This window comes from Sphingobium sp. RS1 (genome assembly GCF_056156825.1).
Genome location: NZ_JBLZXE010000003.1, coordinates 325,592 through 347,980 on the forward strand (window position 1 = coordinate 325,592; position 22,389 = coordinate 347,980).

A 22,389-nucleotide genomic window follows, 5' to 3' on the forward strand; every position below is an offset into this window, starting at 1 on the left:
GACTGTGGTGCCAGTAATCTCGCGGCGTCACCGCTTTGCCAATGCGCGCAGGGCGTGTGGACCAGGGAGAAGCAGATGAGACTACACCGCTCAAAAATATTGCTGTCCGTTTTAGGATTGTCCGTAGCCGCGCCGCTCCTAGCCACGCCAACATCTGGTGCGGGCGATCTCGACGTGACTGCAGAGCAGATCGTTCCGGGTTCAGGAACGATCCGGTTCATACTCTATCACGGCGCGGATGGCTTTCGACATGAGGATCATGCCTTTCGGGTGTTGAGCACAGCGGCTGGCTCGACGAGCGCTTCCGTTCATTTCAAGGATTTGCCCGCTGGAGACTATGCGGTGATGGCTTATCACGACGCCAACGGCGACCAGAAACTCAACCTGCGGTTCGGGATGTTCCCGAAGGAAGGTTGGGGGTTATCGAACAACCCGAATGTGATGGGACCGCCCAGCTACAAGGCGTCGAGCTTCACTGTCGACAAGCGCAACCGTTCGATCATTATCGACATGCATTATTAAAGAGGCTGCATTCAGCCGGCGTAGGCCAGCGCGAACAGCCCCTCCGCTCCAGGGCCGACCGATTTACAACGGATGCTGATGCTCCGAGGATCAAAACCACCCTTGATAAGTGCTTTGCACAGCTCGTCTTCGTCAAAGAGGCGATGATAGCCTTCACGGGTGAACGACCATTTCTCCATCGTCTTCCTGTGCGTCACATAGGCGACCAGACGGCCTTTTGGTCGCAATGCCTTGCGGATGGCGGCGATCATGCCGCTGTCTTCAGCGCAGAAATACAGGATGTTGAGTGCAAGTGCCGAGTCTATGCTGCGGGGCGCGCAGGGCAGATTTTCCAGTGTCGACTGGTGCAATCGAACGGACGCTCCGCCGCTGATCCTTGCCATGCGCGTCCGTGCGCGATGGATCATCGTCGCTGATCGATCAACCCCGATGATCGAGCATGCCGCACGCCGCAATATTTCCACGCTGGCCGCGCCGGTGCCGCAGCCAGCGTCCAGTACCGTCTCTCCGAAATCCGGTTGCAACAGATCGACGGCCATTTTCAACGGCGCGCGATTGGCCAGGTCCATCGCGGCCCCGCACAGCGATCCGGCAAGTCCTTGCGGTTCCGCAAGTTGGCGCGCGAGGCTCTTGGCCAAACCCATCAGGCGACCTTCTTCAGGAGCGCTTGGACCTCGCTCCGACGGCCTGAGTCCCAGACAGTTCGGTTGGGATCGTGCGGCGCACGCAACGCCTTGAGCAGTGCCGCTTTGGCGCCGGCCTTGTCGCCCTGATCATACAGGAAATCGCCCCAGAAGTAATTGGCATCGAGGCCATTTGGGTCGAGCGCCAGCGCCTGTTGGAGCAACTGTCGTGCCTTCGCGTCGTCGCCAAATCCGATCGGCGATCCGGGCACCTTGTAATAGAGTACGCCCAGACTCATCGCGGCGCCGCCATTGCCGGCTTTGGGATTGATCTGATAGGCCCGCGCAAGAATATCGCGGGCGCGCGTGGCGAGGCCTAGCTTATGGAAGAAATTGGCACGGTTCGCCTGTTCGCTCACCACAATGCCTTGCCAGAGCAGCGGTTCGGCCTGCCCCGGATAACGGGCGACGATGACATCGGCCTGATGCGACAACTGGTCGAGCGCCGTCGTCTGGTGGCTCGATCCATTCATCTGGTAGGATATGCGCGCCCAGCCATCGTTAATGGCTTTCACATCCTCGGGCATGCCGGCGATCGCAACGGTCGGCAGTGTCAGGGCGATGATCGCCGCAATCATGGCTTTTGATTTCATGGCTTTCTCTCCTATTTTTCGGGTTCAGCAGAATTCCGCCCGCGCACGACGAATTTGCGGGGCGATGCCGTTGTCGATAAGTCGCGGGGCGACGGCGTTGATGATCGCATAGATCCGCTCCATCCAGCCGATGGTGACGGTCTGACGGCGACGGACGATTGCCTCGACGATCTGCCTTGCAACCATATCCGGCTCGTCAGCCTTCATCTTGGCGATGTCGAGGAAGCGATTGACCTCGCTGTTGTTGAGCGGAGTCTTGGCCGCTCGAGGGCTGACATGGGTCACGCCCACACCGCTGCCCGCCAGTTCGCGCCGCAGGCTTTGGCTCAGCGCCGCCAGCCCAGCCTTGCTGCTGGAATAGGCGGCAAACCAGGGATAGGGAATGGCCCCCAGCACCGAACCGATATTGACGATCTGCCCGCCTCTCCGTGCACGCATCGGGGCAGCGACAGCTTGCGCCAGTACCGCTGGCACATAGAGGTTGACGCGATAGCAGAGCGCCAGCGCTTCGCTTGGTTGATGCTCGTGCAGGCCGAAACGCATTACACCCGCCAGATTGACGAGAATGTCAGGCGTTTCTTGGGCCAGTCGCCGGACAAGAAGGGCGAGAGCCCCGTCATCAGAGAGATCGGAGACGAGGCTTTCGTCACACGCCGAACATTCCACGCGGTCGACGCCTATCACATATGCGCCTTCTGCTCGTAGCAACCGTACAAGTGGGACACCCAGCCCGCCAGCGGCACCGGTTACGACGATCCGCTTTTCCTCAAGCCGCGACATCGACATCCTCCATCGGTATTGAGGCAAACATCCCGCCGAAAAGACTGAAAATGTCGTTGGCCATCGCCACGATCGCCGCTTCGTCTTCCTGGTCGTCGAGGCGGTTCACCAGATCTTCGAAGAAGCGCATATGATCCTGGTCGAGCGCACCATGCGACGTCAGATAGGTGAAGGCGGATGCCGGCAGTCCAAGGCTGGAACGCACCGCCTCCGCGCCATGGCTTGCCAGCGCGATGCTAGTGCCCTCCAGCACGAAGACCATGCCGAAAAAGGCGGCCGGATTGCCCGACCGTAGCGTGGCATAAGCGTGATCGACCATGCGCGCGGTTGCTGGCGATGCCCCCTTGGCAACCACTGCCTCGGCATTGCCGCCAGCTGCGCGAATGTCATTGAGGATCCACTGCTCGTGCCCTTCTTCCTCCTCGATATAGTCGTCGAGCGCCGTAGTGAGCATCGCCTTGTGCGCAAGACCCGACCGGGCAAGCCGCATCAGCGGCACCGTATGGCTCACATGATGATAGGCCTCGGCCAGATAGGCGAGATATGTGGCCCGGCTGATCTGACCCGCAAGGCCTGCCTGAAGCTGCGGCACAGACAGCATTCGCGCCCGCGCAGGCGCCGTCTCGGCGCACAGTCTATCGAAAAATGGCCGTGCCGCCATTCGATCCAATATGGCGGCGCGGCGTAAGCGGCCGTTGGGCGTCAATGTGCCGTCCGTCGGCATGAAGGGGCGGCATGGCTGCCATTGGCCGACGCGGGCATAGACGGGCAGTTCCGCGTTCGCTGCCGCTACGCCTGCAGCAATGTCCGCATCCATGGCGGATGGGACGATGAATGCGCGCAACGCGGCTTCGCCATCGCCATAGACCATGGCCTGAGCAATCTGGGGCTGTGCAACCAACTGCTCTTCCACCCATTCCGGCGCGACATTGCGGCCGAAGCTGGTGATGATCAGATTGGACTTGCGGCCCACGATCGACAGCCGGCCATGCTCGTCGATCGATCCGATATCGCCGCTATGGACAGGTCCGTCTTCGCGAGGCTGGCCGACCGTACCCAGATGGAAATGCCCCTGAACGATGATCTCTCCATCCGGCGCAAGCGATATGCCTGCATGGCTCAGGGGCTGGCCGACCGTACCGCGATCACTCTCATCCAGCGCTTCAAGGCTTATGACCGAACCACATTCGGTAAGGCCGTAGCCCTGTACAACCGGCAATCCGACTTTTTCGGCCTTTTCCATCAACGACAAGGGAACCCTGGACCCGCCAACCGCCACCAGCTTCAGTGCGTCGAGACGACCTGCTGACTGTTCGAGCCGGTTGACGATGCGAGCGAGATATTCGGGCACGAGGATAAGGCTGGTAGCGCCGCCGTCTGCAATCGCCTCAACTAGCCGTGCATCGTCGATCATGAAGGGATTGGCGAGGCCGATCGCTGCCAACGGGCGGACAAGATAGCGGCCCCCAGCAAGCAAGGTCGCGTAAAGCCCCGCCACATTTTCCAGTAGCACGCCCAGCGGCAGAATTGGGAAATGTACGCCCGCCATGCTCTTGCCCAGCCGGTCGACGATCGCTTCCGCCGTTTCCAGCATCAATTGATCGCCAAGACAAATTCCCTTGGGATCGCCGGTCGACCCGGACGTGTAGCTGATCTTGGCGGTCCCCTGTGGGAGATTACGAGCAGCAGGCTGATGCAGAACGATCCCGTCCTTGCCGATCGTCGCCACAGCGCCAGCATCCGCGAGCGCGGCAATGCGCTGATCGGTGGTGAAGAAAGGTGGCAAGGGAATGCAAGGTCGGCCAAGTTTCAGCAGCGCCAGGTCAGCAAGCGCCCAATCGACGCCGTTTTCGAGATCTATAGCGATCGGGCCACAATGTTCGATCTGCGCGTCGATCCGGTCCGCCATTTCGGACACGGCTTGCCGCAACGCTGCGTAGGTAACCGTTCGCAATCCGTCGTCCAGTGCAACATGGTTGCGCTGTTGATGGGCGGAGGCCAGAATGGCATCAAGTAGGAGGCTCATGCGCGTCCTCCCGCCGAAAATGCCCGTAATGCGTTCAATCCAGCCGCGATATCGCCTGCACAGACAATCGGCTGCATCTCGTAATAGCTCCCCCAACGCTCTCGCATCTCGCTCTGAAGCAGCCTGGGATCTGCGGGCAACAATTCGATTAACGGTAATCCGATACGCGCGAACATCCTGCGCAAGGGCAATGTTAGCGTTGCAACGGCGACTTCATGTTGATCCACAAGCCTAACGGCGGCGTCTCCCCAAAGTCGCAACATTGCGGCCGTGGGCGCCGCCGCCAGACAGCCGATCTCGGCAATCGCATTGCGACAAATTGAGCGGCCTATTGCCCTGGAAACGGCCTGTTCAATCGGTTCCGCAAAATAGGTTTCCAGGAACAGCTGTTCATCAGCAGCGCTTCGAATAGCTAACGCGGCTAGCGGCCTTTCAGACTGCGCGTGAATTACGTGCCAATCTTTATAATCCACGCAAGGCATCGCGCCATGCTGTTCTGCAAATCGATCGGCAACAAAGGCCCGTACGGCTTCGCTCATCACGACACTCACGCTGTTGTGTCGGATCGACGCCGCTGCGTGGATGGCACCTCAGTGCGATTGTGTGAATTATTTTGCTGCGCCGTCACACGGCCGAACCGGGCACCGGTTGAGCTTCGTCAGCTTCAAGCCCGCCTTACCTACCTTTTCCTCCAACTTTTGTAGGCCAGCTTACCAGCGCCTAATTGCCGTCATCAACCATGATGGGTCAATCCAGCGTATATCCGAAAGCTATCAACATGCTTGGAACAGTGTCCTGCAAATTATTTGTATCGCGGTTTAACCGATCTCAACTTTTCCAACGTATGGCGGGAAATCGGACGCGCCATCGGTTTCCTTGCCGCGCTGACTGCTGTCGAATCTGGCCCGTCGCATGCTGACTTCGGGGAACTACCCATTGCGTGCCGATCTATTCCAAGCTTGAGGCGCAACCGATTCAGTCGTGTAAATTTATTCGCGGCCATCGATCATTGCTCCTGGGGATGCAGCGATCCTAACAGTATAGTGCTTGTATAGGTGCGATTGCCTCACAAACGCAGAAACTTTGACTGGCGGCGGATATTTTGACTGGCGACGCAACGCTATTTCCCAGTGGCGAGCCATCTTTGGATATTGGTGGGGTGATATCCCCTAGGGTCAGGACCTGTTAAATCTCTTTCTGAGCAGAGGATTGGTTGATTGAATGGCTGCGCGAGGAGGCATTGCCATGTATGATCTGATCTGGTTGTCAGAGGCGCAGATGCGCCGGATCGAGCCATATTCCCCACTGTCTCACGGTGTCCCGCGGGTCGACGATCGCCGGATCATCAGCGGTATCATCTTCGTCATCAGGAACGGCTTGCGATGGCGCGATGCGCCCGCCGATTATGGTCCGCCCAAGGCGATCTATGATCGTTTCATTCGGTGGAACCGGCTCGGAATGTTCAACAAGATTGTCTCCGCCCTTTCGGCGCAAGGCGGCAAGCCGGACCAGTTGATGATCGATGCGACGCATCTGAAGGCGCACCGGACAGCCGCCAGTCTGTTAAAAAAGGGGCTGTTCCCAGACGTAATGGACGCACCAAAGGCGGCCTGAACGCGGAGTTCCACGCCGTGTGCGAGGGCAAGGGCAGGCCGCTGGTCATGCTGCTGGGCGAGGGTCAGATGAGCGACTACAGGGGAACTGCCCTGATGCTCGACGCTTGGCCTCGTGCCAAAGCCCTGCTCGGCGATCGAGGCTATGACGCCGACTGGTTCCGCAAGGCTCTTGTCGAGCGCAATATCGCGGCCTGCATCCCGTCAAAGCGGTCCCGATCTCGCACGACGCTATGCCATATCGCCAGCGTCACAAGATTGAGAATAGGTTCGGCAGGCTCAAGGACTGGCGGCGCATCCATACCCGCTACGACCGATGCGCGCACACATTCATGTCCGCTATCTGCATCGCCGCAACCGTCATCTTCTGGATCAATCAATGAGTCCTTCTCTGATTGGGGCCTTTGGGTCAAGCTGCATCCTCAGTATCGTGACCGCTCCCATGGATCACTTGCTTCTCTCCGCGATCGACGCTTGGTCGCCGCATAATGGGGTTAGAAGAACGAGGCGCTTCAATCTGAGCCTCGACCTTCAGACATGCTGAGGTTCTGGACTCACTGCGAAGTCGGCTCGCCCATCGTCCCCATGGGAACGATCGCTTCCCACCCGGCTTGGGCGGAAACTGATTTATCTCCTCACACAGCCGCGACCGCCGACGCTTTACCCCAGCGGAAGTCGGTTTGATCGGTCCACATGCGATGTAAAATGACGGCGAGCTTTCGTGCGACGGCGACGCGTGCCTTTGCCAATCCGCGGCGTTGCGCGATGCGCATGCCCCACGCTTTCAGTGTCGACCATTTCGTGCAGCGCGTCAGCAATGTATGCGCGGCTTCGTAGAGAGCGGTGCGAGCGAGTTCGTCCCCACATCGACTTATGCGGCCCTGAATGTCCGTTTCGCCTGATTGGTAGCGGCGCGGCGTAAGACCGAAATGCGCCCCGACGTCGCGTGACCGCCGGAAGCGTTCAGGCTGATCAACCGTCGCGCGAAAAGTCAGCGCAGTAAGCGGTCCAACTCCAGGTACCGTCATCAGCCGGCGACAGACAGGTTCGACACGAACGGCATCCAGAACCCGCTTTGTCAGACGTGCAAGTTCAATGGCCATCGTCGCTAGGATAGCCAGTAATGGTTCGACAATGTCTGTGATGCCAGCATCCGCCGAGGCGAGCTCTCTGGCGCGCGGTGCGAACATTTTCCGACCAGGCGTGCCGAGCTTTAGCCCTGCCTCGCGTAAGACCGCACGGACCTCGTTCTCAATGTCGCGCTGCTTGTTCAGCACCATCCGCCGAGCACCAAGCAGCGCGCGGGCAGAGCGGCACGGCGGGCTCTTCACATGTACTGCCCGATACCATCCTGTGCGGATGATTTGAGCCAGGCCGCGAGCATCATTACGATCACTCTTATTGGGCATTGCGCCCATTGCGGCCTTAGCCGCGCGAGTTTCGATACACAGCACCGGAAGCCCGGCTCGGGCCATCCCCTGATGCAGCCAGGATGCCAGTGAACAGGCCTCAAGACCAATACGCTCGATCGGTAAGTCGAGTGCGGCGAAGGCATCGATTAAGGCAGCGGGGTCGCTCGACGCGCGAAGTTCGCGTTCGATCTTGCCTACCTCATCGACGATACAGATCGCTGTCTCTTCCAACGAAACATCCAGTCCGGCATAGTAGCGCATGGTTGCTCCTCCTTATGGTTGTGGCCGCTCAACACGGACCACGTCTTACCATTTTGCGAGGAGCAGCCACCCAAGCGATTCAGGGTCGGCCCCAATCACCCCATCTGATCCTAGATGGCGGGGGCCTTCCTTGCCTCTGCCATTTGCTTCTCAAACGATTGAGCCCCGGGCCTAGCGGCTCTGTAAGTGCTCGTCTTGGTGTAGTGCTCATTCCGAACCCACCGGAGGGGAGGATTTTCCGCACCGAGCGGGCTATTCGGCGCGGGCTGGCACCGGGACGATGATGAAATGCTCATGGACTTGCCGTTGATCGGGTGTATCGAGTGGCGCGTCCAAGCCTGCCTGCAATTCATATATGGTACGTGCCGGTAGTTCCAGCGGATGTTCGTCCATATGCGTTGGCGCTTCGTGCGGATAGTCGCGGCCGGGTACGACTGTCATCTCGATATGCGCGCCCAATATCGCACGGATGGGATGCTTCGCCGCAAAATGTGCCAGGCGATCGATGCTTGCGCGATTGTCCGGAAGGAAATTGACCGGCACATAAAGACGACCGGGATAGAGCGTATCGCCGGACAGCAGAATCTTGAGCCTGGGATCATAGATCATGATTGCCGCAGCCTGGTGCCCGGGCGTGGGAATTATGCTGAGCGCACGACCGCCGAGGTCGAACTTCGCGATCGCATCCGGCCATGGAGCGATGCCGAAGAAGGCGGCAACCTCCCCTGGCCTGATGCCGACGACCATGGTGTCGGGCCGGTCGCGAAAAGCCGCGTCGCCGGCAACATGGTCCCCATGACTATGGCTGTGCGCGACGATCAGCGGGATCGTGTTGCGCCCGTGCGCGGCGAGCCAATCCGCAATCAGTCGGTCGACGATCGGCCTGATCCGTCCGCCTTCGGCTCCGGTATCGATCAGCAAAGCCTTGTCGCGACCGAAAAGCAGATAGAGAAAGGGGGCCTCGAAGTTGGTCTTGATGGACTGGCGGATGACGAAGCTGTCGCCGTCAAGCCGTTGAACCTGCGTGGTGGGTTCCTGCGGCAGCGTGCCGTCGATCCATTTTTCCACAAACAGCTTTGGAGGTGGTGCGCTTGCCGGCGGCACATTCGCAACGGCCCCGAGGCCGACCATCATCAGGAGGGCAGCGCCAACGAACCGTCTGGGCTGGAATGCGCGGGCACAGGATCGCACAGCCATAAGCCTCCTTCACCAGGGCCAATGAGACAAGCCTGCCCGTTTTCCAGGTGGGCGGTCGCTTCCCAACGGGCGCCCTTCTTTCGCAGGGCGCCCGTTGGTCGTTAGCTCAATATTTTATCCGCGCTTCGATACCAAAAGTGCGGGGATTGATCACGGTCTGCTTGTAGTAGCGCAGCAATACACCGTCATTGAGGCCGATGCGTGACCGATCATTTGACACGGATGCCACGGCATATTTGTCAAAGATGTTGTTCGCGAACAGGACGAGGCTGTACCGATCAGTCTCGTAGGCCAGTGACGCCCGATGCAGGACATAGCCGGGCAGCTTGTCGCCATAGGCACGATCCCAACCGAGCCGCGTCACGACGCTTCCGCGATAGGTTGCGGTCCAGTCGGCAACGAGATTCCCATTCATAAATGGATAGGTATAGGTCGCACCCAGGCTTCCGCTGTTCTTGGCCGACCCCGGCAGGCGGTCGCCGGACAAGGCGTCCAGCTGGATGGGTGAACTGGGGTAGGTACCAGCCGGATCATTGACTGCAATGATGGCGGGAACGTCCTGGGTCAGCTTGGCATCGGTATAGGAATAGGTGCCCTGGATCGACAATCCTTCGATGGGTCGCGCCTGGAACGATGCCTCGAAGCCCTCGGACTTGGCCTTGCCGCCGTTGACGATGATGCCGACAATCCCGTTCACCGTGGCGGAATCCACCTGAATCCCGCTCCATTTGATCTGGAAGACGTTGAAATTGAACGTCAACTTGCGATCGAACAGCTGGGTACGGATACCAAGTTCGGCATTCTTGGTCGTATCCGGACCAAATTGCATTTCATTCGGCAGTGCGCATACATTCTGCTGGGTGGTATCGAGCGGCAGCACGCAGGGCGCAACCGTGTTCGGGCCGCCGATGCGATAGCCCTTGCTGTAGGTAGCGTAGAGCATCAGGTCGGGTGTGAAGTTGTAGGAACTGTTGAACTTCCATACCCAGCCGCTCTTTTTGGATTCGCCGCCGGCAGATTCCAGATCATAGGGGCTGATCGGGTCGCCGAGTAGTGGAAGCACGGCACGGCCGCTGACATCCGACGTATATCCGAAATAGCGCGCGCCAGCGGTTACCTGCCATTCGGGCGTTACCCTGAACGTGCCTTCGCCGAAGATGGCCTTTTCCGTTACCTTGGATTTGTTGAAACTATTATATTCGACTTCGTCCGGATTGGGTTGGGTGCCGAATTCGACCCACGGATGATTGGGTACATGCTCGGTATATTCGCGCAGGCGTTTTTGTTGGTTGTAGAAGCCGCCGAGCACCCAGCTGAACGGGCCGCCATGGCGTGAGACGAAGCGGATTTCCTGGTTGAACTGCTTGCGACGATCATGGCTTTCATTCCAGCTCGAAAAGGCTGGGAAGCTTTCATAGCCATAGTCGAGATCGAGGAGAAGGTCGGTATTGTCCGACTGGTTGTCGTTCTTGACATCGGTATATGCAGTTGTCGCAACCAGGTCAGCGATGTTCGCGATGTTCGCATTGATTTCCATGCTGCCGAGGTGCGCCCGACGCTTGACAGGCTCAATATAGCGGCTGGCGCTTTCATATTTGCCGGTGCCTAGCACGCCGTTGCTGTTATACTGACCACCATCGGTCTTGGTCTGTTGGAAAGCGTAGGTGAAATTTACCTTCAAATCTTCGCTGAACTGGAAAAGCAGCTGGTTACGTGTAGTAAATGTCTTTTCGAAATTGAGATCCTTGCGCTTTGTCAGGTTCGCCGCATAGCCCGCATCGGATATGCTGTCCGGGCCATCCGGCTGGGGGAGAGACACACCTGGTGTCTGCAGCAGCAGGGAATAGTCGATGAAGCCTGGATCGTAGAAATAGCCTGTGGCCGAACGGAAAGCTATATGGTCCTTGACGATCGGGATGTTGATGACCCCGTCCATCTGATAGCCTAGTTTGCCGCTATGGCTTTTGCCATAGAGGCGGCTATGGACTTCGCCTTCGAAAGCCTCCGTATTGGGGCGATTGGGGATGTTGCGAATGGCGCCAGCCAATGTGCCCAGGCCATATAATGTGCCTTGCGGTCCGAGCAGCGTTTCGACCCGCGCTATGTCGAGCAGCTTGAAGTCGTAATAGAGCGGAACTTCGCCGAGATAGACACCGAGGGCACTGTCATAGGAAGCGCCGGTAGCGCTTGAATCCGAAGCATTGAGGCCGCGAAGGACGATCGTCCCGGTCGATCCCGGCCCCGTGTCCGAAATGGTGATGCCGGGTGTGAAGTCCGCGATGTCGCGCACGTCGTCGATCCGCTGGCGGGAAAGCTGTTCCTGTCCGACCGCGCTGATGTTGATCGGCACGTCCTGGATGGACACCGCGCGGCGGGTGGCCGTCACCACGATCTCGTTGCCGTCACCGCCCTTGCTGCCGGCATCTGCCGCAGCGTCCTGAGCAAAAGCCGAAGTGGCTCCGACGCCCATAAGAATGGTCGCGCCAAGCAATGTATTGCGAAACAATTTCCTAGTCACTTCGACCCCCTTCCCATCTGAGCCCTAAGTGACATCCCTCCTTCTGGTGCTCTGGCTAGGCCGGCACCTTGTCAGCCGTCGCGCGGCTGGTCGCAATCTCAAGTCCCCGGGCTACGCCAAACTCTCCAATGAGAGCCGCGCAGACCATCGTCGATCATTGCGTGGGCGGCGTGACAGGCGACTGGTGGCCTGGCATCCGAAAGAACAGCATTCTGAGCCGATCCTTGATCCACGAACCCTCACTTCACGTCGAACATTGTCCAACGGTTCTACCCTTTGGTTCCGCCGCTTCGTTAAGGCGGTGTGCTATACGGTATGGATATTACATAACGGGTCAAGCGTAATAATTCTGCACTTGCTCAGTATGACGGGCAATCTATGTGCAATGCACAATTTGACGGTTTTCTCATGCGAATAGCAGTCTGGCCAGATGTTTGATCATATGGCTGATGTGCATGATCGCCAGTCGGGACAGATCGAAGGACGCCCGACTCGCAAGTTCGATTTGCGTGATTCGCGCCATCGTCACTACCTGCAAGAAAGCGTCGATAAACCGCCAGATCAGATCCGAAACAGGCCCGCGACACCATCCTGATTTTCATCGCGATGGCGGCACTGAAGGCGCATGTCCCCATTTTCTTGGCCAAATTTCCGGTATTACATAATTTTTGATAGGTAATAATTCTCAATGGACAGCGGGGTGCCGCTTTGTAATACTGCACTGCGAAAGGGGACGAGCAATGATCCGAAAGTTCCGCACCGCAGGCCGGGCCGCTTTGATGGCCGGAGCGCTTTTGCTTGTATCCTGCTCGCCATCGCCGGACGCCCCCTCCAAGCCGAAGACCGAGTTCAATATAGGATGGTCTATCTATGCCGGCTGGATGCCATGGCCCTATGCGCAGCAGGCGGGGATCGTGAAGAAATGGGCCGACAAATATGGCATCAAGATCAATGTCGTCCAGGTCAACGACTATGTCGAATCGGTCAATCAATATACCGCTGGGAAGTTTGACGGTGTCACAGTCACCAATATGGATGCATTGACCATACCTGCTGCTGGCGGCAAGGATACAAGTGCCATCATCGTCGGTGACTATTCAAATGGTAATGACGGGATATTGCTCAAGGGAGCTGACAATTTCACCGCGATCAAGGGTCGGCAGGTCTATCTCGTAGAACTTTCGGTTTCGCACTATCTGCTCGCCCGCGCCCTCGAAAAGTCGGGAATGAAGCCCACGGACATCAAGACGGTGAATACATCCGACGCCGATATCGTCGGGGCATTTGGTAGCCCCGACGTGACCGCAGCGGTAGCATGGAATCCACAATTGTCCGTCATGAAAGGACAGGCGGGCGCCAAGGAAGTCTTCAGTTCGGCGCAAATCCCCGGCGAGATCCTGGATCTGCTGGTGGTCGATACGGCAACGCTCAAGGCCAATCCAAATCTGGGGAAGGCGCTCACTGGCATCTGGTACGAGACGATGGCCCTGATGAACCGTCAGGACGCACAGGGCGCGGCTGCTCGGGCAGCGATGGCGAAGCTGGCTGGCACCACGCCCGAGGCGTTTGACAGCCAACTGGCCACCACCCACCTCTATGCCGATCCCAAGGCGGCGGTTGCCGCAGCATCGGCGCCTGCACTTGTGCAGACGATGACGCAAGTGCGCAATTTCAGCTTTGCCCATGGCCTGTTCAAGGGCGCATCGTCCGCTGATGCGGTCGGCATGGGCTTCGCTGGCGGAAAGACGCTCGGTGATGCTCAGCATGTAACGCTCCGTTTCGATGAGAGCTTCATGAAGCTGGCTGCCGACGGAAAGCTCTGAACCCATCCGCCCCCCCCTATTGTAGGACGATGATTGCATGCGTTGGGTGAACCGACATCCTGGCCGAGGTGCCCGGCTGCTGCTGGGGGCGCTGCCAATCCTGCTGCTGATCCTGGTCTATCTGTTCCTGGCGGCCGAGCGTCACGCTGCCAATTCGATGGACAAGATCCTGCCGCTACCCGACGGCATGGCAAATGCCATGGCGGGCCTGCTGTTCCAGCCGGACCAGTTGAGCGGCCAACTGCTCTTCTGGGCGGATACGTGGGCCAGTCTGCAACGGCTTGGCATCGGTCTTGGCATCGCTACGCTGGCGACACTTGTGGTCGGGCTGGTGCTGGGTGTGCTGCCGCCGATGCGCGCGACCTTCGGTCCGCTGGTTACGAGCATTGCGGTCATCCCGCCTATCGCTCTGCTGCCCATCCTGTTCATTGCGCTGGGACTCGGAGAAACTGCAAAGGTGGCGCTGATCGTCATCGGGATCGTGCCCGTGATGGTCAGGGACATCGTCGCGCATGTCGCGTCCTTGCCCCGCGAGCAAATCGTCAAGGCGCAGACCTTGGGAGCTAGCAGCTGGCAGATCATGATAAGGGTCGCGCTACCCCAGGCTTTGCCGCGTCTGTTTCATGCCGTGCGTCTGGCACTGGGGCCGGCGTGGGTCTTCCTGATCTCTGCCGAAGCCATCGCCTCAGACGTTGGTCTGGGTTACCGCATTTTCCTCGTTCGTCGCTATCTCTCGATGGACGTCATCATTCCCTATGTCGCCTGGATCGCGGTGCTGGCCGTGGCGATGGACCTGTTCCTGACCTTTCTTAGCCAGCGTCTCTTTCCCTGGGCGCATGGAGCCAGCCATTGAGCGCGATCCTCTCCCTCCGCGACATCTGGGTCGAATATGGCGACAAGGTCGTACTCGAACGAGTGTCATTCGACATTGAGGAAGGGGCCTTCGTGTCCATCGTAGGGCCTTCCGGCGCGGGCAAGAGCAGCCTGCTGCGCCTGATCCTCGGTCAGGAAGCGGCGACACGGGGAACAATCCTGCTCGATGGCACGACCCTGACGCCCGAATGCGGGCCAGATCGGGGCGTCGTATTCCAGCGCTATTCCGTATTTCCCCATCTGTCGGTACTTCGGAACACGGTGTTCGGGTTGGAATGTGAACAGGCACCGCTAACCGCGCGATTGTTCGGCACGGCACGTCGCGCGGCCGTCGAAGAGGCCACCGAAATGCTGATCGCCGTGGGGCTGGGCGACAGTCTCCACCTCTATCCCGCACAGTTGTCGGGCGGCATGCAGCAGCGGCTGGCGATAGCGCAGGCCCTTATCAAACGTCCCCGCATCCTGCTGCTCGATGAGCCCTTTGGAGCGCTCGATCCGGGTATTCGGGCCGACATGCATCGGCTGATTACCCGGCTGTGGCGCGATTATGCGCTGACGATCGTCATGGTGACCCACGATATAAGGGAAGCCTTCAGCCTGGGGACGCGGGTGTTGGCGTTCGACAAGCGTCGCCATGATCCGCACGCCCCGCACCGCTTCGGCGCGACAGCGGTCTATGATCTGGCGCTCCGCAAGAAGGCAAAGGACGCTGACGCAGGCGAGGCGCCGGCCCCGGTCGAAAGCGGACAGGATAATGAGGAGAAGGTTGGACATGGCTAGCGAACCTGCGGGCCTCGCGAGGCTGAGCATGAGCCTGCCGGCGGATCTGTTCCGGCAACTCGACATGATGGTGGAGGAGCGCGGCCTGCCGTCCCGGTCCCAGCTCATCGCTGAACTGATCCGCCATGCCCTTGCCGAGCATGAGGCGTTCACCCGCCCCGACGAGATGCTCGCCGGTACGATCACCATCGTCTATCGCGGCGACCGGGGACGCGTGCGGCATCAGCTCGCCCAGACGCAGGCGGATTATCTCAAGGAAGTCATCTCCTCCCAGCACGTCTTTCTGGAGGATGACCAGTCGCTCGAAGTCCTGCTCGTGCAGGGGCCGGCGTTGCTGCTCAAGGAGTTGTGTGACGCGCTGCGACGGGTCCGCGGCGTGCATCAGCTTCAACTGGTCACGACAACGGCCCTGCTGCCGCCGCTGTACGAACAGGAAGATGGTAACAAGATCAAAGGAGTGATGGCGTGACCACCCTCGCAAATCCCATGGCGGCGCGCGACCATGCCCGCGCCATGGCTGGAACGCAGGTCGAAGCCATGCCGGTTCTGCCGCCGATTGCTGACGATCTGCCGCAGTATGTAGTGGCGGACGACCTTCTGTGGGAAGAAACAATCGCGCCCGGTGGCTATGCCACGCGGCGGCTGTCGCGGGGCACACGGTTGCGGCTGATCGACCTCAAAGGCGATGCCTGCGCGTCTTTGCTCATCTTCAACGCCGATATGCCGACGGAACGGCTCAATGTCGCGGATACGGTGAAGGTGCAGTGGAACGCCTATCTGGGCAAAGGCAAGCTGTTGCTGTCGGACATGGGGCGCGTCCTCATGAGTTTCGTAGAGGATGGCGCGGGCACGCACGATACATTCTGCGGCACCTCCAACGCGGCAACCAATGCCGCGAAATATGGCAATGGCGCCAATAGCGGCCCGGCGCCCAACGGGCGCGATCGGTTCCTGTTGGGAGCAGCCAAGCACGGGCTACAGCGGCGCGACGTTCATCCCTGCGTCAATCTGTTCAAGGGCGTCTCGATCGAAGCCGATGGTACGATCGCGCCGCAGATCGGGCCGTTCGCGCCGTTGCGGAGCCTGACGCTGCGCGCGGAGATGGACGTGATCTTGGTGATTGCCAACTGCCCGCATGTCCTCGACCCGCGCGAGGATTTCACGGTGACGCCGCTGCGCGCGACTGCCTGGCGCGGCCCTGTCACGCCGGCAGACGACCCGATCCGCACCGCCACGCCGGAAGGCCTGCGCGCCTTCCAGAATGTCGAAGACTATTTCCGCCGTTAAAAGGAACGCCTTTCAATGAGCGCCGATATGCATTTGGCCGGTCTTCCCGGCAAGGTCGTCCATGATGTGATTGTGCCCGCGCGAGCGCCGTGGCTGCATCATGTCGCGGCGGGCCAGACCCTTCGGATCGTCGATCTGGAGGGCAACCAGGCTGTCGATTTCCTCCTCTACGCCGCGCAGGATGATGCGGAGCGCTACAGCGCGCAGGACACCGTCTCGGCGCAGGGCAACCTGTTTCTTCGCGAAGGCACCGTCTTGCGCTCCAACGAGGGGCGGCCGATGATGACCATCGCGGCAACTTCGGTCGAATATCACGATACGATCGGCGGCGCTTGCTCGTGCGAATCCAACACGCTGCGCTACGGCCATCATACCAAGGCCGAACATGCCTGCGTCGAAAATTTCCTGGAGGCGAACCTGACCGAAGGCCGTGGCAAGCGCGACATTGTGTCCAACATCAACTTCTTCATGAACGTGCCGGTGGAACCGGATGGATCGCTGGGTATCGTCGATGGCATCTCCGCACCCGGACTGACCGTGGACCTGCGCGCGGAGATGGATGTCATCGTCGTCGTCTCCAACTGTCCGCAGATCAACAATCCCTGCAACGGCTTCAATCCCACTCCTGTTCGCATGATCGTCGCCGCATGAGCTTCGACACCGTTCTGATCGCGAACCGGGGGGCGATCGCGACCCGCATCATGCGCACGCTCCGGCACATGGGCTTGCGCTCCGTTGCCGTCTATTCGGAAGCGGACGAGGATTCGCTGCATGTCGCCCAAGCCGATGAAGCCGTCTGCATTGGCGGCGCGCGCGCCTCGGAAAGCTATCTCAACATAGCGGCGATCCTGGATGCTGCGCGCAGGACCGGCGCTGGCGCCATTCATCCGGGCTATGGCTTCCTGGCTGAAAATGTAGAATTTGCAGAGGCTTGTGCGGATGCGGGTATCGTCTTCATCGGCCCTACGCCGGACAATATCCGGACCTTCGGCCTGAAGCACAGCGCGCGCGCGCTTGCCGCCGCGCACGGGGTTCCTCTCGCGCCCGGCACCGATCTGCTCACGGATGAGGCACAGGCCGTCCTCGCCGCGCGCGACATCGGTTTCCCGGTGATCCTCAAGGCAACTGCTGGCGGTGGCGGCATCGGCATGCGCGTTTGCGAGGATGAGGCTGCAGTCCGTGAGGGCTTTGCCGCCGTCGCGCGTCAGGGCGAAAGCAATTTCGGCGATGCCGGCATCTTCCTCGAACGCTATATTCGGCGGGCGCGGCACATTGAGGTGCAGATTTTCGGTGACGGTGCTGGGCGCATCATGCCGGTGGGAGAGCGCGACTGTTCGCTACAGCGTCGTAACCAGAAAGTCGTGGAGGAAGCGCCCGCGCCCTTGCTGCCGGAAACTGTGCGCGGCGACCTGATCGCCGCAGCCACCCGACTGGGCGAAGCGGCATGCTATCGCTCGGCCGGTACGGTCGAATTTCTCTACGATGCGGAACGGGAAAAATTCTTCTTCCTTGAGATGAATACCCGCCTTCAGGTCGAGCATGGCGTCACCGAAGAGGTGATGGGCATCGACCTTGTCGAATGGATGATCCGTGGCGCGGCCGGAGACTTCGCTTTCCTCAATGGAGAGCCGCCCCGCCCGACCGGCCATTCCGTGCAGGTACGTCTCTATGCCGAAGACCCGGCACTCGACTATCGCCCGACTTCTGGCATGCTGACGGCGGTGGAGTTCCCGCCGGACATTCGGGCCGAAACCTGGTGCATGGCGGGCAGTACGGTCAGCGCATGGTATGATCCCATGCTGGCGAAGCTGATCGTCCACGCGCCGACCCGCGCCGAAGCCGTTGCCGCGATGCAGGCGGCGCTGGAGCGAAGCCGGGTGGACGGGATCGAAACCAACCTGCGCTGGCTGCGCGAGGTGGTGCGTTCGACGGCCTTTGTCAGCGGCGACGTCTCGACCCGCGTTCTCGATAGCATTACCTTCCATCCCCGCAGCATTCAGGTGATCAGCGGCGGCACGGCAACCACCGTCCAGGATTGGCCCGGCCGGCAAAAGCTCTGGGCGGTCGGTGTCCCGCCATCAGGCCCGATGGACGACCAGTCCTTCCGACTCGGCAACCGGCTGCTGGGCAATGCGGAAGGGACGGCGGGCCTGGAAGTCACGCATACCGGCCCGACGCTGACCTTCAACGCGCCCATGCGCATCTGCCTGACCGGCGCGAATTTCAACGCCACGCTCGATGGCACGCCGATACCGCGCAGTGTCGCCATCGATGTCGGGCCGGGGCGAACGCTCACCCTCGGCCGGGCTACGGGTGGCGGGATGCGCGGCTACATCCTTTTCGCGGGTGGCTTGGACATCCCACCCTATCTCGGCAGCCGCAGCACGTTCGAACTCGGTCAGTTCGGTGGGCATGCCGCGCGTAGGCTGCTCGCCGGCGACACGCTGCATCTTGCGGCGGATGCAGGGGAATCGGCGTTGGCCGAAGCGACCTTGCCCACCTTGTCGAACGAGTGGACCTTGCGCGTGCTTTATGGACCGCATGGCGCACCAGATTTCTTCACGGACGAGGACATAGACGAGATCGTGGCGGCCGAGTGGCAGGTCCACTATAACAGCAACCGCACCGGCGTCCGCCTCGTCGGTCCCAAGCCAAGATGGGCGCGTGCCGATGGCGGCGAGGCAGGACTGCACCCGTCCAATATTCACGACAATCCCTATGCCATTGGCGCTGTAGATTTCACCGGCGACATGCCGATCATTCTTGGCCCTGACGGCCCATCGCTCGGCGGTTTCGTCTGCCCCTTCGTCGTGATCGCCGCCGACCGCTGGATGATCGGCCAGCTGGCGCCCGGTGACAAGCTGCGCTTCGCCCCGGTTAATGTGAAAGATGCGCGCGCCGCCGATCTACATCAGCGGAATCTGCTCGCGTCGGGCACTGCGCATGCGGCCGGGCCTGCACGACCGATCGAGACGCTGTCCCCCATTCTCGCGCTGGTCGAGGCAGGCCCTGACCGCCCACGCACCGTCTATCGGCAACAGGGCGACCGCAATATCCTGGTCGAATACGGACCTATCGTCCTCGACATTGAGTTGCGGATACGCGCCCACGCACTGATGGCCGAACTGGAGCGGCTCGCGCCCGCCGGTATCATCGACATCGTACCGGGAATCCGCTCCCTTCAGTTGCATTTCGATGGCGAGATCATGGACCAGCGCGCGGCACTGGCTCTGCTGATGGCGGCAGAGGACCGGCTGGGCGATCTGGAGGATTTCGTCGTCCCGTCGCGCATCGTTCATCTGCCGCTGAGCTGGCGCGATCCGGCCACGATCGAGACGATCGAGAAATATATGGGCGCCGTCCGCGACGATGCCCCATGGTGTCCCGATAACATCGAATTCATCCGGCGCATCAACGGCCTTCCTGATGCGGCCGCGGTGGAAAATCTGATCTTCGAGGCGAACTATCTCGTACTGGGTCTTGGCGACGTTTATCTGGGCGCGCCTGTCGCCACGCCGGTCGATCCCCGGCATCGGCTCGTCACCACCAAATATAATCCCGCGCGCACCTGGACGCCGCCCAATGTCGTCGGGATTGGCGGCGCCTATATGTGTATCTATGGCATGGAGGGGCCGGGCGGTTATCAACTGTTCGGCCGCACCATCCAGATGTGGAACACCCATCGGCAGACCGATGCCTTCACCGACGGCAAGCCTTGGCTGCTGCGCTTTTTCGATCAGATCCGCTTCTATCCCGTCAGTGCGGATGAACTCGTCGAATGGCGTCGGGATTTTCCGAGCGGGCGGCGCTCGATCAGGGTCGAGCCATCGGAATTCCGCCTAGCCGACTATCGCGCCTTCCTGGCCGACAATGCGCAGCAGATCGCCGAATTTGAAGCGCGGCGGCAGACGGCTTTCGATGAAGAGCGCGCCGAATGGCAGCGCAGCGGCGAATTCGATCGGGTAGCCAATCTCGCCCAGACGGAACAGCCGCAGGTGCAGGTAATAGACATTCCCGATGGGACCGATCTGGTTGAAGCGCCCTTTGGCGGCAGTGTCTGGAAGCTGCTGGTCAAGGCCGGGGATGCGGTCGAGGCCGGCGATACGATCGCAATCATAGAGGCGATGAAGATGGAATGCATGGTTCACAGCCCGGGATCGGGCACCGTCGAGGCACTCTATGTGGAAGAACGGCAATCCTTGCAGCCCGGGGCGCCGATGATGGCGCTGAGGGCGCAGGCATGACCGGGGCGCTGGATCGTCGCAGCGCTTCGGCCATCGCAGAGGCCGTCAATGCAGGGCGCACGAGTGCCGTCGGGGTGATGGAAGACACGATTGCCCGTCTGGCCGCCTATGACAGCGTTCAGCCGCAGATCTGGATCAGCCGGGTCGCACCGGAGGCTTTGATCGTCGCCGCCCGCGCAGTCGATGCGCGGGTCGCTGCGGGCGAGCGGTTGCCGTTGGCCGGGGTTCCCTTCGCTGCCAAGGACAATATTGATGTGGAGGGACTTGCCACCACCGCAGCTTGCCCTGCCTTCGGCTATCACCCGCAGGCATCGGCCACCGTCATCGAGCGGTTGACTGCCGCGGGTGCGATCTGCGTCGGCAAGACCAATCTCGACCAGTTCGCGACGGGCTTGAACGGCACGCGCAGCCCCTATGGTAGCCCCCGAAACGCCTATAATCTGGCCTATGTCAGCGGCGGTTCCAGTTCCGGCTCCTCTGTCGCGGTGGCGGCGGGACTGGTTCCTCTCGCATTGGGAACCGACACCGCAGGATCGGGCCGCGTTCCGGCCGCCTTCCAGCATCTGATCGGGTTCAAGCCCAGCAAGGGGCGATGGAGCAATCGGGGCCTTGTGCCGGCTTGCCGCACGCTCGATTGCATCACCGCCTTCACCGACGACATTGCCGATGCCCGACTGGTCGATTCCGTCGTGGCGGGCTTCGACCCGACGGACGCCTATTCGAAACCGCTGGCGGATCGGCCGCTGGCACGCAAAAGGATCGGCGTGCCGCGCCGCGATCAGCGCGCCTTCTTCGGCGATGCTGAGTCCGAATATTATTACAACCGGGCGCTCGACACGCTCGCTGGCCTCGCCGAAGTGGTGGAAATCGACTATGCGCCTCTGCAAGAAGCAGCGCAGCTCCTCTATGGCGGGCCGTGGGTTGCGGAGCGCGCAGCCGCCATGGCGGACCTTCTTGCCGAGCATCCCGACGCCATCGACCCCACCGTGCGCGAGGTGGTCGAGCCGGGCCTCGACATAAGCGCCGTCGAACTGTTCAACGGCATTTATCGCCTTGCCGAAATCAAGCGCCACGCCGACACGCTTTGGCACAGCATCGACCTGCTTGCCTTTCCGACGACCGGCACGACCTATCGCGTTGCGGAACTCAAGACCGCGCCCGTCGCGCTCAACAGCGCGCTGGGCTTCTACACCAATTTCGTGAACCTGCTGGACATGGCCGCCGTCGCCGTGCCCGCCGGGATACGCGCCAACGGGACCGGGTTCGGCATCACCCTGATCGGTCCCGCCGACAGCGATATCGCGCTGCTCGATGCAGCCGATGCCTATATTTCGGCCGCGGATATTCCGTTGCCGCCACCGCTTGATCTGGAGGGCAAAATGCAGACCGTGAAACTGGCCGTTGTCGGCGCTCATCTGAAAGACATGCCGCTGCACTGGCAGCTGACGTCGCGGGAAGCGAAATTCGTCGGTGCGTTCGAAACCGCTCCCAATTATCGGCTTTACGCCATGGCCGACAGCGTGCCGCCCAAACCTGCGCTGGTGCATAGCGAGGAGGGGGGATCGATCGCGCTTGAGGTTTACGAACTGGGCGTCGCCGAGTTCGGCAGCTTCGTCGTGGAGGTGCCCGCGCCGCTGGCCATCGGTACGGTGACGCTCGCCGATGGCAGCAGCGTCAAGGGTTTCGTCGCCGAACCGCGCGCCCTGACCGGTGCCGAGGACATTACGCAGCTTGGTGGATGGCGCGCCTACATCGCGCAAAAGGTCTGATCCACAGA

17 protein-coding genes and 1 pseudogene are annotated in these 22,389 nt (G+C 60.6%); 10 read left to right on the top strand and 8 right to left on the bottom strand.

Annotated elements, in window-relative coordinates; all coding sequences use genetic code 11:
- Positions 1-75 precede the first annotated feature (75 nt).
- Positions 76-522, top strand: coding sequence for a DUF2141 domain-containing protein (locus tag ACNHGR_RS21495; protein ID WP_475288814.1), 447 nt, complete (start codon positions 76-78; stop codon positions 520-522).
- An 11-nt stretch (positions 523-533) separates the two neighbouring features.
- On the opposite strand, the gene ACNHGR_RS21500 is transcribed toward ACNHGR_RS21495, so the two are convergent.
- The 5 genes from ACNHGR_RS21500 to ACNHGR_RS21520 are packed head-to-tail and all read right to left on the bottom strand — an operon-like array spanning position 534 to position 5,143.
- Positions 534-1,166, bottom strand: coding sequence for a class I SAM-dependent methyltransferase (locus ACNHGR_RS21500; RefSeq protein WP_475288816.1), 633 nt, complete (start codon positions 1,164-1,166; stop codon positions 534-536).
- The gene (locus tag ACNHGR_RS21505; protein ID WP_475288817.1) at positions 1,166-1,798 is read right to left on the bottom strand and encodes a tetratricopeptide repeat protein; all 633 of its coding nucleotides are present in this window, start codon (positions 1,796-1,798) and stop codon (positions 1,166-1,168) included. The genes ACNHGR_RS21500 and ACNHGR_RS21505 overlap by 1 nt, the downstream gene beginning before the upstream one ends.
- 24 nt (positions 1,799-1,822) lie before the next feature.
- Positions 1,823-2,578 (bottom strand): SDR family NAD(P)-dependent oxidoreductase, encoded by a 756-nt coding sequence (locus tag ACNHGR_RS21510; protein ID WP_475288818.1) that lies wholly within the window; start codon positions 2,576-2,578, stop codon positions 1,823-1,825.
- Positions 2,565-4,604: an AMP-binding protein gene (locus tag ACNHGR_RS21515; protein ID WP_475288819.1), complete on the bottom strand. Its 2,040-nt coding sequence runs from the start codon at positions 4,602-4,604 to the stop codon at positions 2,565-2,567. Before ACNHGR_RS21515 ends, ACNHGR_RS21510 begins: the two co-directional genes overlap by 14 nt.
- Entirely contained in the window at positions 4,601-5,143 is a 543-nt protein-coding gene (locus ACNHGR_RS21520) for a thermostable hemolysin (protein WP_184272797.1), read from the bottom strand. The genes ACNHGR_RS21515 and ACNHGR_RS21520 overlap by 4 nt, the downstream gene beginning before the upstream one ends.
- Before the next feature lie 706 nt (positions 5,144-5,849).
- Here ACNHGR_RS21520 and ACNHGR_RS21525 point away from each other — a divergent pair.
- Positions 5,850-6,600 (top strand): annotated as a pseudogene (locus tag ACNHGR_RS21525) (IS5 family transposase).
- Positions 6,601-6,852: 252 nt separating this feature from the next.
- Here ACNHGR_RS21525 and ACNHGR_RS21530 read toward each other — a convergent pair.
- The 3 genes from ACNHGR_RS21530 to ACNHGR_RS21540 all read right to left on the bottom strand — a co-directional run bounded on the left by ACNHGR_RS21530 (position 6,853) and on the right by ACNHGR_RS21540 (position 11,557).
- Entirely contained in the window at positions 6,853-7,890 is a 1,038-nt protein-coding gene (locus tag ACNHGR_RS21530) for an IS110 family RNA-guided transposase (RefSeq protein WP_449469137.1), read from the bottom strand.
- Between the two features lie 252 nt (positions 7,891-8,142).
- Positions 8,143-9,021, bottom strand: coding sequence for an MBL fold metallo-hydrolase (locus ACNHGR_RS21535; RefSeq protein ID WP_475289486.1), 879 nt, complete (start codon positions 9,019-9,021; stop codon positions 8,143-8,145).
- A gap of 172 nt (positions 9,022-9,193) precedes the next feature.
- Positions 9,194-11,557: a TonB-dependent receptor gene (locus tag ACNHGR_RS21540; protein WP_184274770.1), complete on the bottom strand. Its 2,364-nt coding sequence runs from the start codon at positions 11,555-11,557 to the stop codon at positions 9,194-9,196.
- A gap of 788 nt (positions 11,558-12,345) precedes the next feature.
- Between ACNHGR_RS21540 and ACNHGR_RS21545 the strand changes: the two genes are divergently transcribed.
- Genes ACNHGR_RS21545 through atzF form a run of 8 tightly spaced genes read left to right on the top strand, consistent with a single transcriptional unit; the run spans position 12,346 to position 22,381 of the window.
- Positions 12,346-13,428 carry a putative urea ABC transporter substrate-binding protein gene (locus tag ACNHGR_RS21545; RefSeq protein ID WP_475288821.1) on the top strand — a complete coding sequence of 361 codons (1,083 nt, stop codon included), beginning with the start codon at positions 12,346-12,348 and terminating at the stop codon, positions 13,426-13,428.
- A 37-nt stretch (positions 13,429-13,465) separates the two neighbouring features.
- Positions 13,466-14,281, top strand: a complete 816-nt coding sequence (locus ACNHGR_RS21550; RefSeq protein ID WP_475288822.1) for an ABC transporter permease — start codon at positions 13,466-13,468, stop codon at positions 14,279-14,281.
- Positions 14,278-15,081 carry an ABC transporter ATP-binding protein gene (locus tag ACNHGR_RS21555; RefSeq protein WP_475288824.1) on the top strand — a complete coding sequence of 268 codons (804 nt, stop codon included), beginning with the start codon at positions 14,278-14,280 and terminating at the stop codon, positions 15,079-15,081. Before ACNHGR_RS21550 ends, ACNHGR_RS21555 begins: the two co-directional genes overlap by 4 nt.
- Entirely contained in the window at positions 15,074-15,550 is a 477-nt protein-coding gene (locus ACNHGR_RS21560; RefSeq protein WP_184272815.1) for a CopG family ribbon-helix-helix protein, read from the top strand. Before ACNHGR_RS21555 ends, ACNHGR_RS21560 begins: the two co-directional genes overlap by 8 nt.
- 17 nt (positions 15,551-15,567) lie before the next feature.
- The gene (locus tag ACNHGR_RS21565; protein ID WP_475289487.1) at positions 15,568-16,368 is read left to right on the top strand and encodes an urea amidolyase associated protein UAAP1; all 801 of its coding nucleotides are present in this window, start codon (positions 15,568-15,570) and stop codon (positions 16,366-16,368) included.
- 15 nt (positions 16,369-16,383) lie between these two features.
- Positions 16,384-17,019, top strand: a complete 636-nt coding sequence (locus ACNHGR_RS21570; protein WP_184272818.1) for an urea amidolyase associated protein UAAP2 — start codon at positions 16,384-16,386, stop codon at positions 17,017-17,019.
- Entirely contained in the window at positions 17,016-20,612 is a 3,597-nt protein-coding gene (uca, locus tag ACNHGR_RS21575; RefSeq protein ID WP_475288827.1) for an urea carboxylase, read from the top strand. Before ACNHGR_RS21570 ends, uca begins: the two co-directional genes overlap by 4 nt.
- A complete protein-coding gene (atzF, locus tag ACNHGR_RS21580) occupies positions 20,609-22,381 on the top strand; it encodes an allophanate hydrolase (RefSeq protein WP_475288829.1) in 1,773 nt (590 codons plus the stop codon). Before uca ends, atzF begins: the two co-directional genes overlap by 4 nt.
- Positions 22,382-22,389: the final 8 nt, after the last annotated feature.

Bases quoted from the DNA above. Each gene is read 5' to 3' on its own strand.
- ACNHGR_RS21495 (WP_475288814.1), top strand. From the start codon at position 76: ATGAGACTACACCGCTCAAAAATATTGCTGTCCGTTTTAGGATTGTCC.
- ACNHGR_RS21500 (WP_475288816.1), bottom strand. From the start codon at position 1,166: ATGGGTTTGGCCAAGAGCCTCGCGCGCCAACTTGCGGAACCGCAAGGA.
- ACNHGR_RS21505 (WP_475288817.1), bottom strand. From the start codon at position 1,798: ATGAAATCAAAAGCCATGATTGCGGCGATCATCGCCCTGACACTGCCG.
- ACNHGR_RS21510 (WP_475288818.1), bottom strand. From the start codon at position 2,578: ATGTCGCGGCTTGAGGAAAAGCGGATCGTCGTAACCGGTGCCGCTGGC.
- ACNHGR_RS21515 (WP_475288819.1), bottom strand. From the start codon at position 4,604: ATGAGCCTCCTACTTGATGCCATTCTGGCCTCCGCCCATCAACAGCGC.
- ACNHGR_RS21520 (WP_184272797.1), bottom strand. From the start codon at position 5,143: ATGAGCGAAGCCGTACGGGCCTTTGTTGCCGATCGATTTGCAGAACAG.
- ACNHGR_RS21530 (WP_449469137.1), bottom strand. From the start codon at position 7,890: ATGCGCTACTATGCCGGACTGGATGTTTCGTTGGAAGAGACAGCGATC.
- ACNHGR_RS21535 (WP_475289486.1), bottom strand. From the start codon at position 9,021: ATGGTCGGCCTCGGGGCCGTTGCGAATGTGCCGCCGGCAAGCGCACCA.
- ACNHGR_RS21540 (WP_184274770.1), bottom strand. From the start codon at position 11,557: ATGGGCGTCGGAGCCACTTCGGCTTTTGCTCAGGACGCTGCGGCAGAT.
- ACNHGR_RS21545 (WP_475288821.1), top strand. From the start codon at position 12,346: ATGATCCGAAAGTTCCGCACCGCAGGCCGGGCCGCTTTGATGGCCGGA.
- ACNHGR_RS21550 (WP_475288822.1), top strand. From the start codon at position 13,466: ATGCGTTGGGTGAACCGACATCCTGGCCGAGGTGCCCGGCTGCTGCTG.
- ACNHGR_RS21560 (WP_184272815.1), top strand. From the start codon at position 15,074: ATGGCTAGCGAACCTGCGGGCCTCGCGAGGCTGAGCATGAGCCTGCCG.
- ACNHGR_RS21565 (WP_475289487.1), top strand. From the start codon at position 15,568: ATGGCGGCGCGCGACCATGCCCGCGCCATGGCTGGAACGCAGGTCGAA.
- ACNHGR_RS21570 (WP_184272818.1), top strand. From the start codon at position 16,384: ATGAGCGCCGATATGCATTTGGCCGGTCTTCCCGGCAAGGTCGTCCAT.
- uca (WP_475288827.1), top strand. From the start codon at position 17,016: ATGAGCTTCGACACCGTTCTGATCGCGAACCGGGGGGCGATCGCGACC.
- atzF (WP_475288829.1), top strand. From the start codon at position 20,609: ATGACCGGGGCGCTGGATCGTCGCAGCGCTTCGGCCATCGCAGAGGCC.